Genomic DNA, 15,580 nt, shown 5'->3' with positions numbered 1-15,580 from the left:
TCACTGACCGGACTTTTCGTCCTCCGTTCCCCGTGATCGCGAGCGGACGTCGGGGATGATCGAGATCGCCGAGGTGACTGCTCCGAAGAACCCGAATCCGGGCTTCTCGTCCTCACCGCGTCCCGTCCTCTGCCTCCGATCGGACCGCGGCGACGGTCTGTCGGCCCGCCTCGGCGACGCGTCGTCGGCCTGTCCGGGCGTCGGAGCGCTCGGGTGGTCGGATCCGTCGTCCTCGTGCCGGCCGTGCTTCGCAAGCGCTCGGGCGCCGGGAACGTAGACCGAGGTCTCGGGCTCCTTGTGCCGGGAGCGGGAGACGAGGAACCAGATGAGTCCGACGGCGAAGACGAGGATCGACGTCCAGATGTTGAGCCGCAGCCCGAGGACGAGTTCGGCATCGTCGATGCGCAGGGCCTCGATCCACACGCGGCCGAGCGTGTAGTAGCAGATGTAGAGCGCGAAGACCTGACCGTGGCCGAGGCGGAACCTGCGGGCGGCGACGATGAGGATGAAGCAGCCGGCGAGGTTCCACAGGGATTCGTAGAGGAAGGTCGGCTGGAAGAGGGTGTCGGCGGGCAGCGCGGGGTCGGGCCAGTTGGGATTGAGCTGACCGTCGACGTACTTGTCGATGCGCAGACCCCACGGCAGGGTCGTCGGGGACCCGAAGAGCTCCTGGTTGAACCAGTTGCCCCACCGGCCCACGGCCTGGGCGAGGATGAGCCCGGGGGCGGCGGCGTCGAGGAACGGCAGGATCCTGATCCCCTGGTATCGGGCGACCGCCCACGCGGCGAGCATGCCGAGGGCCACGGCACCCCAGATCCCGAGACCGCCGTTCCAGATCTTCAGCGCGTCGAGCGGGTTCCCGTTCGGCCCGAAGTACGGGTCGGGGGTGGAGAAGATGTGGTAGAGGCGTCCGCCGATGATGCCGGCGGGCACCGTGATGATCGCGATGTTCCACAGGTCGTCCTCGTGGCCGCCGCGGGCGCGCCAGCGCCTCGAGGTCAGCCACAGGGCGAGGAGGATGCCCGCGAGGATGCAGAGTGCGTAGGCGTGGATCGTCAGCGGGCCGATCGAGAAGCCGCTCCAGCTCGGGGAGGGGATCTCGGCCACGAGATCGACGTCGCTCATGCGCAGCCCTCCCGGAGTTCGCCGGCAAGTGTGCGCAGGGCGGGGACCCCGCCCTCGTCGAGGGCGCGGATGAGGGCGGAGCCGACGATGACGCCGTCGGCGTAGGCGGCCACCTCGGCTGCCTGCTCGCGGTTCGAGACGCCGAGTCCGACGCACACGTGCGGGGCACCGGCCTCGCGGAGGCGGGCGACGAGGTCGCGGGCATGGTCGTCGACGCTCGAGCGGACCCCGGTCACTCCCATCGTCGAGGCCGCGTAGACGAAGCCGCGGCTGGCGTCGACGATCGTGGCGATGCGCTCGGGCGTCGACGACGGCGCGGCGAGGAAGATCCGGTCGAGGCCGTGGTCGTCGGCCGCGGCCATCCACTCTCCGGCCTCGTCGGGGATGAGGTCGGGGGTGATGATCCCCGCTCCCCCGGCGGCGGCGAGGTCACGGGCGAACGCGGAGACCCCGTATTGGAGGACGAGGTTCCAGTAGCTCATGACGACGGCGGTGCCGCCCGCCTCGGCGACGGCGGAGACGGCGGTGAAGACGTCCTTCGTGCGCACGCCGCCCTCCAGTGCCGCCTCGGCGGCCCGTTGGATGACGGGTCCGTCCATCCCGGGGTCGGAGTAGGGCAGGCCGACTTCGACGATGTCGACGCCGGATTCGACGAGAGCGGTCATCGCCTCGATCGATCCCTCGACGGTGGGGAAGCCGACGGGCAGGTAGCCGATGAGGGCGGCACTGCGCCCCGCCTCGGCGACCGCGTCGACGGTCTCTCCGGTCGTCGTCATACCTGCACTGCTCCTTCGTCGAAGTAGTCGAACCACGTCGCTGCCGTGGTCATGTCCTTGTCGCCGCGTCCCGAGAGGCTGACCAGGATGATCGCCTCGGGTCCGAGCCGCTCACCCACCCGCATCGCCCCGGCCAGGGCGTGGGCGGATTCGATCGCGGGGATGATGCCCTCGGTGCGGGCGAGCAGCTGGAGTGCGGTCATCGCCTCGTCGTCCATGACCGGTTCGTAGACGACGCGGCCGGTGTCGTGGAGGTGCGAGTGCTCGGGCCCCACCGAGGGATAGTCGAGGCCCGCGGAGACCGAATGCGAGGGTCGGGTCTGACCGTCCTCGTCCTGGAGGATGTACGTGGCTGAGCCGTGGAGGACCCCGGGCCGTCCGCCGGAGAACCGGGCGGCGTGGCGGCCGGACTCGATGCCCTCTCCCCCGGCCTCGAAGCCGAAGATGCTCACGTCCTCATCGGGGAGGAAGGCCGCGAAGATGCCCATCGCGTTCGACCCGCCTCCCACACACGCGCACACAGCGTCGGGCAGTCGGCCGACGGTCTCGAGGAGCTGTTCGCGCGCCTCGGTGCCGATGACCTGCTGGAAGGCGCGGACCATGGCGGGGAACGGGTGGGGGCCGGCGACGGTGCCGATGACGTAGTGAGTGCTGCCGACATTGGCGACCCAGTCGCGCATCGCCTCGTTCATCGCGTCCTTGAGGGTGCGCGTGCCGTTGGCGACGGCGTTGACCTTCGCCCCGAGCAGGCGCATGCGGGCGACGTTGAGGGCCTGCCTGCGGGTGTCCTCCTCGCCCATGTAGACCTCGCACTCCATGCCGAGCAGTGCTGCGGCCGTGGCGGTGGCCACCCCGTGCTGACCGGCGCCGGTCTCGGCGATGAGCCGGGACTTGCCCATCCGCTTCGCGAGCAGCGCCTGCCCGATCGCGTTGTTGATCTTGTGGCTGCCGGTGTGGTTGAGGTCTTCGCGCTTGAGGAAGACGCGGGCTCCCCCGCAGTGAGCGGCGAACCGCGTCGCCTCAGTGAGCAGGCTGGGCCGACCGATGTAGCGCAGCTGCAGGTCACGGAGCTCTGCGGTGAACTCCGGATCGACCTGGGACTTCCGCCAGGTCTCCTCGATCTCGTCGAGCGCCGGGATGAGGGCTTCGGGAATGAACCTCCCGCCGAACGCACCGAAGTACGGTCCGGTCTCCGTGGTCTCAGTCATGGCTGTCCTTCGGTTCGTGTGCCTGCGGTCAGGGTCTCAGGCGCGCTGATGCGCGCGGCCCGCTGCGGTGTAGGAGGCCACGGCGGCCTGCGGGTCGCCGTCGCGGACGAGGGCCTCGCCGACGAGCACGGCGTCGGCACCGGCGCGGGCGTAGGCGTCGACGTCGCCGACGCCGGCGACTCCGGACTCGGCGACGAGCGTGCACCCGGCAGGGGCGAGCTCGGCGAGCGGCGCGAACCGGGCCGTGTCGACGCTGAGGTCCTTGAGGTTGCGGGTGTTGACGCCGATGAGCCGGGCCCCGATGTCGATCGCGGTCTCCATCTCGGCGACGCTGTGGGTCTCGACGAGGGCCGTCATGCCCAGGGAGGCCGCGAGGTCGTGGAAGTCGCGCAGCTGCGCCGGGGAGAGAGCGGCGACGATGAGGAGGACGAGGTCGGCCCCGTGGGCACGGGCCTCGTGGAACTGGTACTCGTCGACCATGAAGTCCTTGCGCAGCACCGGTACGTCGACGGCCGCCCGGACGGCGTCGAGGTCGACGAGGCTGCCGGAGAAGCGACGGCCCTCGGTGAGGACGCTGATCGCCCGGGCTCCGCCGGCGGCGTAGAGGCCGGCGAGAGTGCCGGGGTCCGGGATGTCGGCGAGGTCGCCGCGCGAGGGTGAGCGGCGCTTGACCTCGGCGATGACGCCGAAGTCGGCGTCGAGGTCGAAGGTGCGCACCGGAGCCGCCGCACGGGCGGACTCGACGACCGCGGACAGCGGGACCTCGCGGCGACGCGCCTCGAGGTCCTCGCGGACGCCGACGATGATGTCATCGAGGACGGTCATCGGCGCTTCGGCTTGGTTCCCAGTCCGACGGCGCGCAGGATCATGCCGACGATGAGGCCGACCACGGCGACCCCGCCGCCTGCGTAGACGATCGTCGGGTTGTGGATCGTGAAGCCCACGCAGCCGATCGACAGTCCCACGAGCATGATGATGACACCGGTCCAGCCGGCGACGGAGTTGCCGTGGCCGGGGTCGGCGATGGCGGCGTAGTCGATCGTGGACTTATCGAGATCGGTGGCGCCCGAACGGGCGACGGATTGCGACATGGCGCTCCTTACGCTGACGTGCTCAAGTACTCTCTCATTGTGTCACGTCCAACGCCCCGAGTTGGCATCGACCCGGCACCTGAGATCGGGGTCGGCGCCTCCGGGTCACGTCCGACGCCCCTCACGTCCTCCGCGGCGGATCCTCATCGTTGCCGCGTTCGACCTCTTCACCGCGGGAGAGCGCATCCCACGTCGCCGCAGAGTCGAAGTCACCGTCCTCGGCCTGCGCCGTGCGGGCGTAGCGGTTCGACCCCGACCATGTGCGCGAGGACACGACGACCCAACCGATGACGACGACGGCGAGGACCGCGCCGATGAGGGCGACGAGCGGCCACGAGGTCGCACCCTCGGCCCCCATCGCGGTGATCGCGGTCATCCCGTAGCCGAGCGCTGCGAGGAGGGCGAAGGTGAGGACGACGATGCGGCCGACCTTCCCGAACATCGCCGAGAGCAGCCCGCACACGGCGATGATCGCCACGCATGCGGTGGCGATCGGCGAGGCCTGGCTCGTCTCCGTCTGGCTGGGCAGGGCGACCCCGGAGGGGCCGAGCGTGTCGCTCGCCGCCCCGGTCTGCCAGGTGGCGAGCGTGATCGCCCAGAGGGCGGCTGCGACGACGAGGATGAGGAGGACTCCGCGGGACTTCGTCATCGTCGACCTCCCGCGGCCGTGGCGGCATCCGCCGAGGAGGCCACCCGGTGGGCGCGTCCGGCCGCGGCTGCCGCGGTGAGCACTGCGGCCGCCTTGTTCTCCGACTCCTCGTATTCGGTCTCGGGCACGGAGTCGGCGACGATGCCGCCGCCGGCGAAGACGCTCATCACTCCGTCGCGGAGGACCCCGGTGCGGATGGCGATCGCGAGGTCGAGGTCGCCGGTGAAGGAGAGGTACCCGACGACTCCCCCGTAGAGTCCGCGCCCGACGACCTCGAGTTCGTCGATGATCTGCAGGGCGCGCGGCTTCGGGGCCCCGGACAGCGTGCCGGCGGGGAAGGTCGCCGTGAGCACGTCGACGGCCCCGTGCCCGTCCTCGAGTTCGCCGCGCACGGTCGAGGAGATGTGCATGATGTGGCTGAACCGTTCGATGTCCATGAACGCGCTCACGTCGATCGTGCCGGCCCGACAGACCTTCGCGAGGTCGTTGCGGGCGAGGTCGACGAGCATGAGGTGCTCGGCGCGCTCCTTCTCATCGGCGAGGAGTTCGCGGGCGAGACGGTCGTCCTCCTCCGGGTTCGCCCCGCGGGGCCGGGAACCGGCGATGGGGTGGGTGACGACGGTGCCCTGGCGCACCGTGACGAGCGCCTCGGGCGAGGAGCCGATGATGCTCACCGGCTGTCCGTCTGAGTCGTGGAGGTCGAGGAGGTACATGAACGGCGAGGGGTTCGCCCGCCGCAGCATCCGGTAGACCATGAGCGCCTCGGCGTCGCAGTCCGTGTCGAAGCGCTGCCCGAGGACGACCTGGAAGATCTCACCGTCGACGATGTCCTGCTTGGCCCTGCGCACACCTTCGAGGTACGTCTCACGCGGGGTGCGGGTGCGCACCTGCGGGGTCACCGCTTCCGGCACGCGCACCTCGGCGGGGGCGGGGGCGGTGATGCGGGCGAGCATCGCCTCGATCCGAGCGACCCCGGAGGCGTAGGCGTCGTCGATCCCGGTCTCCGCCCCGTCGACGTTGACGACGTTGGCGACGAGGGTGAGCGTGCCCGAGTAGTGGTCGTAGACGGCGATGTCCCCGGGGATCATCAGCTGCACGGTCGGCAGCCGGTGTTCGTCGGGCTGCGGGTCGCCGAGCTTCTCGACCTCTCGGATGATGTCCCACCCGAAGTACCCGACGAGGCTCGAGACCATCGGCGGCAGGTCGCTCGACTCGATCCGGAGCAGCTCGAGGGTGGCCGCGACCGCATCGAGGACGCTGCCGGTGCGGGGCACTCCGACGGGAGGGGTGCCCTCCCAGCGGAAGCCCTCGGACGTCGAGACCAGGGTGGCCACGGGCGCGGAGCCGATGAACGAGTAGCGCGCCCACGCACCGGCCTCGGCGGATTCGAAGAGGAACGACCCGGGGGTGCCGTCGGTGAGCTTCCGGTAGAGGCTGAGCGGGGTCTCGGCGTCGGCGAGCACCTCCGCGTGGACGGGCACGAGTCGCGCCGTCGCCCCGGCGGCCCTGAAGCCGGCGAGGTCGGGGCGGATGTCGAGGCCGGACTCAGTCGTCGGGATCGTCACTGATCGTCCTTCCTGTGAAGCAGGTGTCGGTGAGGGTGTGGCATGCGGGTCCGGTCTGGTCGACGACCATGAGCAGCGCGTCGGCGTCGCAGTCGAGGGCGAGCGAGACGAGCGCCTGGGTGTTCCCGGAGGTCTCCCCTTTGACCCAGTGCTCCTGCCGTGAGCGCGACCAGTAGACGGCCCGCCGCTCGGCCAGGGTGCGTTCGATGGCTGTGCGGTCCATCCACGCGAGCATGAGGACGTCCCGTGTCGTCGCCTCCTGGACGACGACGGGGGCGAGCCCGTCGGGTCCGAACGTGATGACCTCCCGCCAGTTCTCCGGGGTCGCGTCGATCTGCCTCTCGCTCATCGGACCTCGAACCCCTCTGCCGCGAGCGCGGCCTTGACCTCGTCGATGTGGAGCGTGCCGTAGTGGAAGACGCTGGCGGCGAGCACGGCGTCTGCTCCGGCCCGCACCGCGGGGGCGAAGTGTTCGACCCTCCCCGCCCCGCCCGAGGCGATGAGCGGCACGCTCACCGCCGCCCGGGCGGCGGAGATGAGCTCGAGGTCGAAGCCCTCACGGGTGCCGTCGGCGTCGATCGAGTTGAGCAGCACCTCGCCGACCCCGCGCTCGGCCGCCTCGCGGATCCACTCGATCGCATCGCGGCCCGTGCCCTCCCGGCCGCCGCGGATGGTCACTTCGAAGCCCGACGGGGTCTCACCGCCCCGGGTGCGCCGGGCATCGAGGGAGAGGACGAGCACCTGGTTGCCGAAGTGACGGGAAATGTCGCTGATGAGCTGCGGGTCCGCGACTGCCGAGGTGTTGACGGAGACCTTGTCCGCGCCGTCGCGCAGGAGCCGGTCGACGTCGGAGACGCTGCGCACGCCGCCGCCGACGGTGAGCGGGATGAAGACCTCCTCGGCGCACGCGGCGACGATGTCGTGGACGGTCTCACGGTCGCCGCTGCTCGCGGTGACGTCGAGGAACGTGAGTTCGTCGGCTCCCGCCTCACCGTAGGCGCGGGCGAGTTCGACGGGGTCCCCGGCGTCGCGGAGCTCGGCGAAGCGCACGCCCTTGACGACGCGTCCGGCGTCGACGTCGAGGCATGGGATGACTCTCACGGCAACCATGGTCTTCTCCTAGATCCCCAGTGTCCGGTAGCGCTCCAACCGCCGTGCCCGTCTCCGGGCTGCGGGTTCGCGCATGAGTTCGATGAGTTCGTACTCGAGGGTGTCGCCGACCCGCGCGACGAAGTCGAGGGGTTCGTCGCCGGCATCGGGATGCTCGGCGATGATCCGATCGACGACGCCGGTCTCGAGGAGCTTGGGGGCGTGGACGCCCTGACTCTGCGCCATCTGCGGGGCGAACTCGGTCGTGCGGTGGACGATCGCCGAGGCGCCCTCGGGTGGGAGCGGGGACAGCCAGCCGTTCTCGGCGCTGAGCACTCTGTCGGCGGGGATGAGCGCGAGCGCGCCCCCGCCCGAGCCCTCGCCGAGGATGAGGGAGACCGTCGGCGCGTCGAGGTTGGCGAGGTCGGCGAGCGAACGGGCGATCTCTCCGGCGATGCCGCCCTCCTCGGCGGACTGGGAGAGCGCGGCACCGGGGGTGTCGATGACGGTGACGAGCGGGAGGTCGAGTTCGGCGGCGAGCTTCATTCCGCGCCTGGCCTCGCGCAGCGCCGCCGGGCCGAGCGGGGCCCGGGAGTCCTGGCGGAAGCGGTCCTGGCCGAGGACGATGCACGGGGCGGACCCGAACTTCGCGAGCGCGAGCAGGAGGCCGGGATCCTTCTCTCCCTGACCGGTGCCGTTGAGCGGCAGCACGGTGTTCGCCGCGGTCCGCAGCAGGTCGCGGACCCCGGGACGATCGCCTCGGCGCGAGCGGGTGATCGCCTGCCACGCGTCGGCGTCCGGGTCGACGGTCTCCGGGCGGGTGTCGGGGTCGGGGACGCGGGCCGGGACCTCTTTGGCGCCCATGAGGACGTCGAGGACGCGGGAGACTGTGGCGTGGATCCGTTCGGGTCCGATGACGGCGTCGATGATCCCGTGCTTGTGGAGGTTCTCCCCGGTCTGGACGTTCTCGGGGAACGGTTCGCCGTAGAGGGCCTCGAACACGCGCGGTCCGAGGAACCCGATGAGGGAACCGGGTTCGGCGACGGTGACATGGCCCATCGACCCCCACGAGGCGAAGACTCCCCCGGTCGTCGGGTGCCGGAGGTAGACGAGGTAGGGCAGGCCGGCCCGGCGGTGGGCGACCACGGCGTTGGTGATCTTGACCATCGAGAGGAACGCGACGGTGCCCTCCTGCATGCGGGTGCCGCCCGAGGCGGGGCCCGCGAGCAGGGGCAGCCCTTCGAGAGTGGCGCGTTCGATGGCGTCGGTGAGCCGTTGGGCGGCGGCGACGCCGATCGACCCGGCGAGGAACCGGAACTCTCCGGCGACGACGGCGACCCGGCGCCCGTTGATCGTCCCCTCACCGGTGATGATCGCCTCGTCGACCCCGGACTTCTCGCGTGCTGCGGCGAGTTCGGCCGCATAGTCGGCCGAGACTCCCCCAGCGGGGGTGACCGGTGGCTCGTCCCAGGAGACGAAGGAACCCTCGTCGAGGACGATGTCGACGAGCTCGGTCGCGTTCAGACGTGCCACGGTCTCACTCCTCCCGGTCGGTGCCGGGCTCCGCCGGTGCGTCGCCGGTCAGCCAGGCGGCGATCGCCTCGGCGTCCTCGTCGAGCAGCGGCGGGGCGTCGTGGCTCGTCTTCGTCGTCTCCACCTCGGCGCCGTCGACGGAGTCGAAGAACCGCAGCGGCGGGCCGGGCAGGTCGATGCCGCCGAGGACGGGGTGGTCGACGGAGATCTTGAGGCCCTGGCTGAGCGCCTGCTCCCACTCGTAGACCTCGGGCAGGGTGCGCACGGTGCCGGCCGGGATGCCGGCGGAGCTGAGCCGCTCGAGGAGGTCGGCGGAGTCGAACTCTGAGAAACGGGACTCGATGAGGTCGATGACGGCCTGCCGGTTGGCCACCCGTGCGGCATTGTCGGCCATGCCCGGGGTGGCGGGATCGATGTCGAAGACCGCGCAGAGCTTCTGCCAGAGGCTCTCGTTGCCCACGGAGATCTGCACGGCGCCGTCGCGCGAGGCGAAGAGTCCGTACGGCGAGAGCGAGGGGTGGTGGTTGCCGCCGGGCAGCGGTGTCTCGCCTGCCACCGTGGTCCGGGTGCCCTGGAAGGCGTGGACGCCGACCATGCCGGCGATGAGCGAGGTGCGCACGATCTTGCCCCTGCCGGTGCGTTCGCGCTCGAGCAGGGCTGCGAGCACACCGTAGGAGCCGTAGATCCCGGCGAGGAGGTCGGCGATCGGGACGCCGACGCGCTGCATGTCCTCGGGTCCCGAACCGGTCAGGGACATCAGTCCCGCCTCGCCCTGGGCGATCTGGTCGTATCCGGCGCGGGAGGCTTCGGGACCGTCGTGGCCGAACCCGGTGATGGAGAGGATGATCAGCCGCGGGTTGATCTCCAGGCACTGGGCCGGGGAGAAGCCGAGACGCTCGAGGACGCCGGTGCGGAAGTTCTCGATGAGGACGTCGGCGCGGGCGATGAGTGCGCGCAGGGTCTCCGCTCCGGTCTCGGACTTGAGATCGAGGGCGATCGACTCCTTGTTGCGGTTGCACGAGAGGAAGTAGGTGGCCTGCGGATCGTCGTCGGGACCGACGAAGGGCGGACCCCATGAGCGGGAGTCGTCGCCGCGACCGGGGTTCTCGACCTTGATCACGCGCGCGCCGAGGTCGCCGAGCATCATCCCGGCATGCGGGCCGGCCAGCGCCCGGGAGAGGTCGATGACGGTGCAGCCGCTCAGCGGCCCTGTCTCTGTCGCGGTCATGGCTGGTCCTCCTCGAAGTTCGTCCACTTGGTCACGAGCATACGCAGTCGGGCGACCTCCTCGTGTGCGCGGGGGCCGTCGGCATGCTGGATCGCCATCACCGCGCACGTCGAGCCGTCGGCGAGGTCGAGGATCGGCCACGGGTCGTCGCCGACGCGGGAGAAGGTCACCCCGACGATCTCCGACCACTTCACGTGCCGCGTGCGCACGATGTTGCGCACCGTCACCCCGGTGCGATCGGGTCGGGCCTGGATGTCGGCGACGCGCAGCAGCGCTCCGCCGAAGAGGATGCCGAGCAGGTTCATCCACACCATGTCGATGAGGTGCCAGGGCCGCCAGTCGACGACGAAGAGAGCGACCGAGAGGACGGCGAAGCCGACGAACAGGGCGATCGCCCCGACGATGCCGATGACCCTCACCTGGCGTGGTCGGAAGACGGCGAACTCAGATGCGGCAGGCGCCAATGCTCGTCACCAGAATCGCTCGCGCGCCGACCGCGTAGAGGCGGTCCATGACATTGTTGACGTCCTTCGCCTCGACCATGACCCGCACGGCCACCCAGCCGGTCTCCTGCAGCGGGGAGACCGTCGGCGATTCGAGGCCGGGGGTGAGCGCGATCGCCTCGGGGACGAGGCGCTCCTCGATGTTGTAGTCGACGAGGACGTACTGCCGGGCGACCATGACCGATTCGAGGCGGCGGCGGAGCACTTCGACCGAGGAGTCGGCTCCGTCACGCTGGACGAGGACGGCTTCGGAGTCGAGCAGCGGTTCGCCGAAGGTCTCGAGGCCGGCTGCCCGCAGGGTCGAGCCGGTCTCGACGACGTCGGCGACGGCATCGGCGACCCCGAGTTGGATCGAGACCTCGATGGCCCCGTCGAGCTGCACGGTCGTCGCCTCGATCCCGCGGGCCTTCAGGTCGGACTGGACGAGGTGCGGGAAGCTCGTGGCGATCCGCAGTCCGGCGAGTTCGTCGACGGAGGAGAAGCGTCCGGCCTCTCCGGCGTAGAAGAAGCGGGAGGAGCCGAAGCCGAGGCCGACGACCTCCTCGGCGGGGGCCTGGGACTCGAGGAGCAGGTCACGGCCGGTGATGCCGGCGTCGAGGATCCCGGAGCCGACGTAGACGGCGATGTCGCGGGGGCGGAGGTAGAAGAACTCGACCCCGTTGGTCTCGTCGCGGTGGACGAGGGTCTTCGACCCGCGGCGGGTCGAGTATCCGGCTTCGCTGAGCATGTCGGTGGCGGCTTCGGAGAGGATGCCCTTGTTGGGCACGGCTACACGCAGCATGGCGTCCTTTGCGGAGGTGGGACGGGAGGTCACAGGTGGGCGTTGACGTCGTCGAGGCTCACGTCCTTGGCGATCATGAGCACCTGGAGATGGTAGAGCAGCTGTGAGATCTCCCCGGCGAGTTCGTCCTTCGACTCGTACTCCGCGGCCATCCACACCTCGGCGGCCTCCTCGACGACCTTCTTGCCGATCGCATGGACTCCGGCGTCGAGTTCGGCGACGGTCTTCGACCCCGCGGGGCGGTCGAGGGACTTCTGGAGGAGTTCGGCGTAGAGAGAATCGAAGGTCTTCACCCGATCCAGGGTAGACCATAGCCGCCGTCCCGCCCTCGCGGGGTCTCAGGTCCCGGACGACTCCTCGGGGCCGCGGGTGACGTCGGTCGCGCCGAGGTGGGGCGCCGAGATCGTCTGCTTCGAGCGCTTCGCCCAGTCGATGAGTCCGAGGATGACCATGACGAGGAAGATGAGGTAGACGGCGCCGGAGAAGACGAGGCCGCCTGCCACGGCGAGCGGGATGCCGACGAGGTCGACGGCGAGCCAGACGAACCAGAACTCGACGACCGCCCGGCCCTGGGCGTACATCGCGACGAGGGAGCCGATGAAGATGTAGGCGTCGGGGTACGGGTTCCACGACCATCCGCCCACGGAGAGGATCCAGCCGAAGACCGCGGTGCCGATGACGAGGGCCGCGATGATCCCGACCCGCTCCTTCCACGTCGCCCAGCGGACGACGACCTCACCGGAGTTCTCCTGTGACTTCCGCCACTGTGTCCACCCCCAGATCGCCGCGACGATGATGACGACCTGGCGGGAGGCGTTGCCGCCGAGCCCGGCGGAGATCGAGGCGGAGAAGAGGAGGATCGAGCCGAGGATCTGCACCGGCCAGGAGAGGATGTTCCGGCGCAGGGCGAGGACGACCGTGGCGAGGGCGCAGATGTTGCCGAAGAGGTCGGAGTACGGCACCGGCTTGCCGAGCAGTTCGAACGCCGGAGTGTTGAGCCAGCTGAGGAATTCCATCGTCGTCTCGGTTCTCTCGTCGGTGCGGTCGCTAGTGGGCGTGGGCGGCGGCGAGCGTCCGCAGCTGTGCGATCGCGGCCGCGGCGTCCTCGGCGCCGTAGACCGCGGAGCCGGCGACGAGGACGTCGGCCCCGGCGTCGACGACGCGCTCGACGGTGGAGGCGGAGACACCGCCGTCGACCTGGAGGCGGATCTCGAGGTTCGCCTCCGAGATCGCCTCCCGGGTGCGGCGGATCTTCGGCAGGCACACGTCGAGGAACTTCTGCCCCCCGAAGCCGGGTTCGACGGTCATGATGAGGATCTGGTCGAACTCGCCAAGGAGGTCGACGTACGGTTCGATCGGGGTCGCCGGTTTGAGCGCGAGGCTCGCCCGCGCTCCGAGGCGGCGCAGCTCCCGGGCCAGGCGCACGGGGGCGGCGGCCGCCTCGGCGTGGAAGGTCACCGAGGCGCACCCGATCTCCGCATAGACGGGGGCATTCCGGTCGGCGTCGTCGATCATGAGGTGCGCGTCGAGCGGGATCGGGCTGACCTCGTGGATCCGCTCGACGACGGGAGGGCCGAACGTGAGGTTGGGCACGAAGTGGTTGTCCATGACGTCGATGTGCGCCATGTCGGCCGTCGCGATCCTCTCCAGCTCCCCGCGGAGGTCGGAGAAGTCGGCGGAGAGGATGCTCGGGTTGATCTCGATCACAGGGGTGCCTTTCGCAGCAGGGCCAGGAACATTCCGTCGGTGTCGTGGACGTGGGGCCAGAGTTGGGCGAAGCCTCCGGAGCCCCGGCCCACCGAGGCGAACGACTCCGCCTCTGCGCCGGTGACCTCGGCGAGGACGGCGGGGGCGTCGAGGACCTCGACCGCCTCACCGCGCGAACGCAGAACGTCGTCGACGACGAGGACGGTCTCGGCGTAGTGGGGCGAGCACGTCGAGTACGCGACGACGCCGCCCGGGGCGCACGCATCGAGCGCTGCGGTGAGGATCTCCCGCTGCAGCCCGGCCAGCGCGTTGACGTCCTCGGGGCGGCGCCGATAGCGGGCTTCGGGGCGACGGCGGAGCGCGCCGAGCCCCGTGCAGGGGACGTCGACGAGGACCTTCGCGTACGGTCCCGTCGCGTCCCTGGCGTCGGCGACGGCGACGGTGACGTTCTCCAGCGCCTGCGTGGAGGTCTCGACGAGGGAGACGCGGTGCGGGCTCGAGTCGAAGGCCGCGAGCACCTCACCCTCGGCTCGGGCGGTCGCGGCGAGCAGAGCGGCCTTGCCACCGGGTCCGGCGCAGAGGTCGGCCCACGGACCGTCCGGGGCGCTGACGTGGGCCAGGGCGAGGGCGACGAGCGCCGAGCCCTCGTCCTGGACGCGGGCGCGGCCCTCGGCGATCGCGGGCACGTCGCGGGGAACGGTGTCGTCGAGGTGGACGCCGACGGGTGAGAGCGGGGTCGGGACACCGGGCAGCTCGGCCCGGTCGAGGAGTCCGGGCAGGGCGGTGACGGCGACCTGGGCAGGGGCGTTGTCGGCGGTGAGCAGCGTGTCGATCTCCGCGGCGTCGCGGCCGTGGCCCTTGAGCGCCTGGGTGAGCGCGCGGACGACCCATTCGGGGTGGGAGTGCTCGACCGCCCGGCGCCCGGTCTCCGACAGGCCCGCGGAGACCCGCTCGAGCCACGTGCCACGGTCGGCTTCGGCGATCCGGCGGAGGACGGCGTTGACGAATCCGGCCGTGCGCGGGGCCGAGCGCTTGACGACCCCGACGGTCTCGGCGACCGCTGCGTGGTCGGGCACGCGCATCGCGAGCACCTGGTGGGCGCCCATCCGCATCGCGGCGAGCGGTTCGGGGTCGATCGCGGACACGGGTCGGCCGGCCGCCTTCTCGATGACGGCGTCGTAGAACTCCTGCCCGCGCAGGGTGCCGTACGTGAGTTCGGTCGCGAAGGCGGCGTCCTGTCCGCTCACGTGCGTGCGTGCGAGCTTCGCGGGCAGGAGCAGGTTCGCATACGCGTCCTCGGTCGCGACGTCGACGAGCACCTCCCATGCGAGGCGGCGGGGCAGGTTGGGCTTGACGGCCACTCAGGCCTCCTCGGGTTCGGTGTCGATGCGGACCTCGCCGTGCCCGCGCAGGTAGTCGGCGGCGGGCATGCGACCCTTGCCGAAGGGCTGGATCTCGCTCACGCCTGCCCAGCCGTCGCCGGCGCCGAGCACGGCCCCGGTCGTCCCCGCGCGGAGCAGTCCCGCCTCGGGCGGCGCGGTCTCGGCGGGGGCGGGGGTGAGGCCGAAGAGCTTCGTCCGGCGCCCGTCGATCTCGACCCACGGGCCGGGGGCGGGGCTGACCCCGCGGGAGCGGGCGATGACCTCGGCGACGGGACGGCTGAGGTCGAGGCGGGCGTCGGCGGCGGTGATCTTCTCGGCATGGCTCGGCTGCGCCCCGCCGGCGATGAGCTCGGCCTGCGGGGTGAAGGTCGCAGTCCCCGCCGCGAGGTCGTCGACGGCCGCGACGAGTTCGTGCGCGCCCGCCTCGGCGAAGGCGGCCAGCGCCGATGCGGCGTCGGGCTGGTCGAGCGGCAGGGTGCGGGTGCGCAGCACGTCACCGGTGTCCATGCCCGTGTCGATGCGGAAGACGCTCACCCCGCTCACGGCCTCCCCGGCGATGAGGGCGCGCTGGACGGGCGCGGCCCCGCGGTGGGAGGGAAGGAGGGAGAAGTGGAGGTTGAACCAGCCGAGGCGGGCTGTGGCCAGTGCCGCGGGCCCGGCGATCGCCCCGAAGGCGACGACGGCGACGGCATCGACGTCGAGGGAGCGCAGGCGTGCGATGACCTCCCCGCGGAGGCGGTCGGCCTCGATGACGTCGAGACCGAGCTCGAGCGCGCGGGCCTTGACCGGGGACGGGGTGAGGATGCGTTTGCGGCCGACGGGGGCGTCGGGTCGGGTGAGGACCGCGCGCACCGTGTGCTCGGAGTCGACGAGGGCCTCGAGGGCGGGGACGGCGACGTCAGGGGTGCCGGCGAAGACGATATCCACGGAAGTCGATTCTACG

General features: G+C 71.0%; 18 protein-coding genes. All 18 read right to left on the bottom strand.

Annotation, left to right across the window (positions count from 1 at the left end; translation table 11 throughout):
• Positions 1–1,125, bottom strand: a complete 1,125-nt coding sequence (gene lgt, locus EZE58_RS15740) for a prolipoprotein diacylglyceryl transferase (RefSeq protein WP_009377183.1) — start codon at positions 1,123–1,125, stop codon at positions 1–3.
• The gene (trpA, locus tag EZE58_RS15735) at positions 1,122–1,901 is read right to left on the bottom strand and encodes a tryptophan synthase subunit alpha (RefSeq protein WP_167560902.1); all 780 of its coding nucleotides are present in this window, start codon (positions 1,899–1,901) and stop codon (positions 1,122–1,124) included. Before trpA ends, lgt begins: the two co-directional genes overlap by 4 nt.
• Positions 1,898–3,109, bottom strand: a complete 1,212-nt coding sequence (trpB, locus tag EZE58_RS15730) for a tryptophan synthase subunit beta (RefSeq protein WP_167560900.1) — start codon at positions 3,107–3,109, stop codon at positions 1,898–1,900. The genes trpA and trpB overlap by 4 nt, the downstream gene beginning before the upstream one ends.
• A 36-nt stretch (positions 3,110–3,145) precedes the next feature.
• A complete protein-coding gene (gene trpC, locus EZE58_RS15725) occupies positions 3,146–3,934 on the bottom strand; it encodes an indole-3-glycerol phosphate synthase TrpC (RefSeq protein WP_167560898.1) in 789 nt (262 codons plus the stop codon).
• The gene (locus EZE58_RS15720; RefSeq protein WP_009377179.1) at positions 3,931–4,200 is read right to left on the bottom strand and encodes an HGxxPAAW family protein; all 270 of its coding nucleotides are present in this window, start codon (positions 4,198–4,200) and stop codon (positions 3,931–3,933) included. The genes trpC and EZE58_RS15720 overlap by 4 nt, the downstream gene beginning before the upstream one ends.
• 121 nt (positions 4,201–4,321) lie before the next feature.
• Positions 4,322–4,849 (bottom strand): Trp biosynthesis-associated membrane protein, encoded by a 528-nt coding sequence (locus EZE58_RS15715; protein ID WP_167560896.1) that lies wholly within the window; start codon positions 4,847–4,849, stop codon positions 4,322–4,324.
• A complete protein-coding gene (trpE, locus tag EZE58_RS15710; RefSeq protein WP_167560894.1) occupies positions 4,846–6,414 on the bottom strand; it encodes an anthranilate synthase component I in 1,569 nt (522 codons plus the stop codon). Before trpE ends, EZE58_RS15715 begins: the two co-directional genes overlap by 4 nt.
• The gene (gene hisI / locus EZE58_RS15705) at positions 6,395–6,763 is read right to left on the bottom strand and encodes a phosphoribosyl-AMP cyclohydrolase (RefSeq protein ID WP_063250258.1); all 369 of its coding nucleotides are present in this window, start codon (positions 6,761–6,763) and stop codon (positions 6,395–6,397) included. Before hisI ends, trpE begins: the two co-directional genes overlap by 20 nt.
• Positions 6,760–7,524: an imidazole glycerol phosphate synthase subunit HisF gene (gene hisF, locus EZE58_RS15700; RefSeq protein ID WP_063250257.1), complete on the bottom strand. Its 765-nt coding sequence runs from the start codon at positions 7,522–7,524 to the stop codon at positions 6,760–6,762. The genes hisI and hisF overlap by 4 nt, the downstream gene beginning before the upstream one ends.
• A 9-nt stretch (positions 7,525–7,533) precedes the next feature.
• Positions 7,534–9,036, bottom strand: a complete 1,503-nt coding sequence (locus EZE58_RS15695; RefSeq protein ID WP_144587544.1) for a carboxyl transferase domain-containing protein — start codon at positions 9,034–9,036, stop codon at positions 7,534–7,536.
• Positions 9,037–9,040: 4 nt separating this feature from the next.
• Positions 9,041–10,264: a CoA transferase gene (locus EZE58_RS15690; protein WP_131247723.1), complete on the bottom strand. Its 1,224-nt coding sequence runs from the start codon at positions 10,262–10,264 to the stop codon at positions 9,041–9,043.
• Positions 10,261–10,728 carry a PH domain-containing protein gene (locus EZE58_RS15685; RefSeq protein ID WP_131247725.1) on the bottom strand — a complete coding sequence of 156 codons (468 nt, stop codon included), beginning with the start codon at positions 10,726–10,728 and terminating at the stop codon, positions 10,261–10,263. The genes EZE58_RS15690 and EZE58_RS15685 overlap by 4 nt, the downstream gene beginning before the upstream one ends.
• Positions 10,709–11,548, bottom strand: a complete 840-nt coding sequence (gene hisG / locus EZE58_RS15680; RefSeq protein WP_009377171.1) for an ATP phosphoribosyltransferase — start codon at positions 11,546–11,548, stop codon at positions 10,709–10,711. Before hisG ends, EZE58_RS15685 begins: the two co-directional genes overlap by 20 nt.
• 29 nt (positions 11,549–11,577) lie before the next feature.
• The gene (locus EZE58_RS15675; protein ID WP_063250254.1) at positions 11,578–11,841 is read right to left on the bottom strand and encodes a phosphoribosyl-ATP diphosphatase; all 264 of its coding nucleotides are present in this window, start codon (positions 11,839–11,841) and stop codon (positions 11,578–11,580) included.
• A gap of 45 nt (positions 11,842–11,886) precedes the next feature.
• A complete protein-coding gene (locus EZE58_RS15670) occupies positions 11,887–12,564 on the bottom strand; it encodes a nicotinamide mononucleotide transporter family protein (RefSeq protein ID WP_009377169.1) in 678 nt (225 codons plus the stop codon).
• Positions 12,565–12,595: 31 nt separating this feature from the next.
• Positions 12,596–13,255: a ribulose-phosphate 3-epimerase gene (gene rpe / locus EZE58_RS15665; protein ID WP_167560893.1), complete on the bottom strand. Its 660-nt coding sequence runs from the start codon at positions 13,253–13,255 to the stop codon at positions 12,596–12,598.
• Positions 13,252–14,616, bottom strand: a complete 1,365-nt coding sequence (locus tag EZE58_RS15660) for a transcription antitermination factor NusB (protein WP_131247729.1) — start codon at positions 14,614–14,616, stop codon at positions 13,252–13,254. The genes rpe and EZE58_RS15660 overlap by 4 nt, the downstream gene beginning before the upstream one ends.
• Positions 14,617–15,564 (bottom strand): formyltransferase family protein, encoded by a 948-nt coding sequence (locus tag EZE58_RS15655; RefSeq protein WP_131247730.1) that lies wholly within the window; start codon positions 15,562–15,564, stop codon positions 14,617–14,619.
• Positions 15,565–15,580: the final 16 nt, after the last annotated feature.

Source organism: Brevibacterium sp. LS14 (assembly GCF_012027885.1).
GTDB classification, from domain to species: Bacteria; Actinomycetota; Actinomycetes; order Actinomycetales; family Brevibacteriaceae; genus Brevibacterium; species Brevibacterium casei.
Note: the sequence above shows the minus strand (reverse complement) of the source record. Positions and strands in the feature narration are given on the sequence as shown.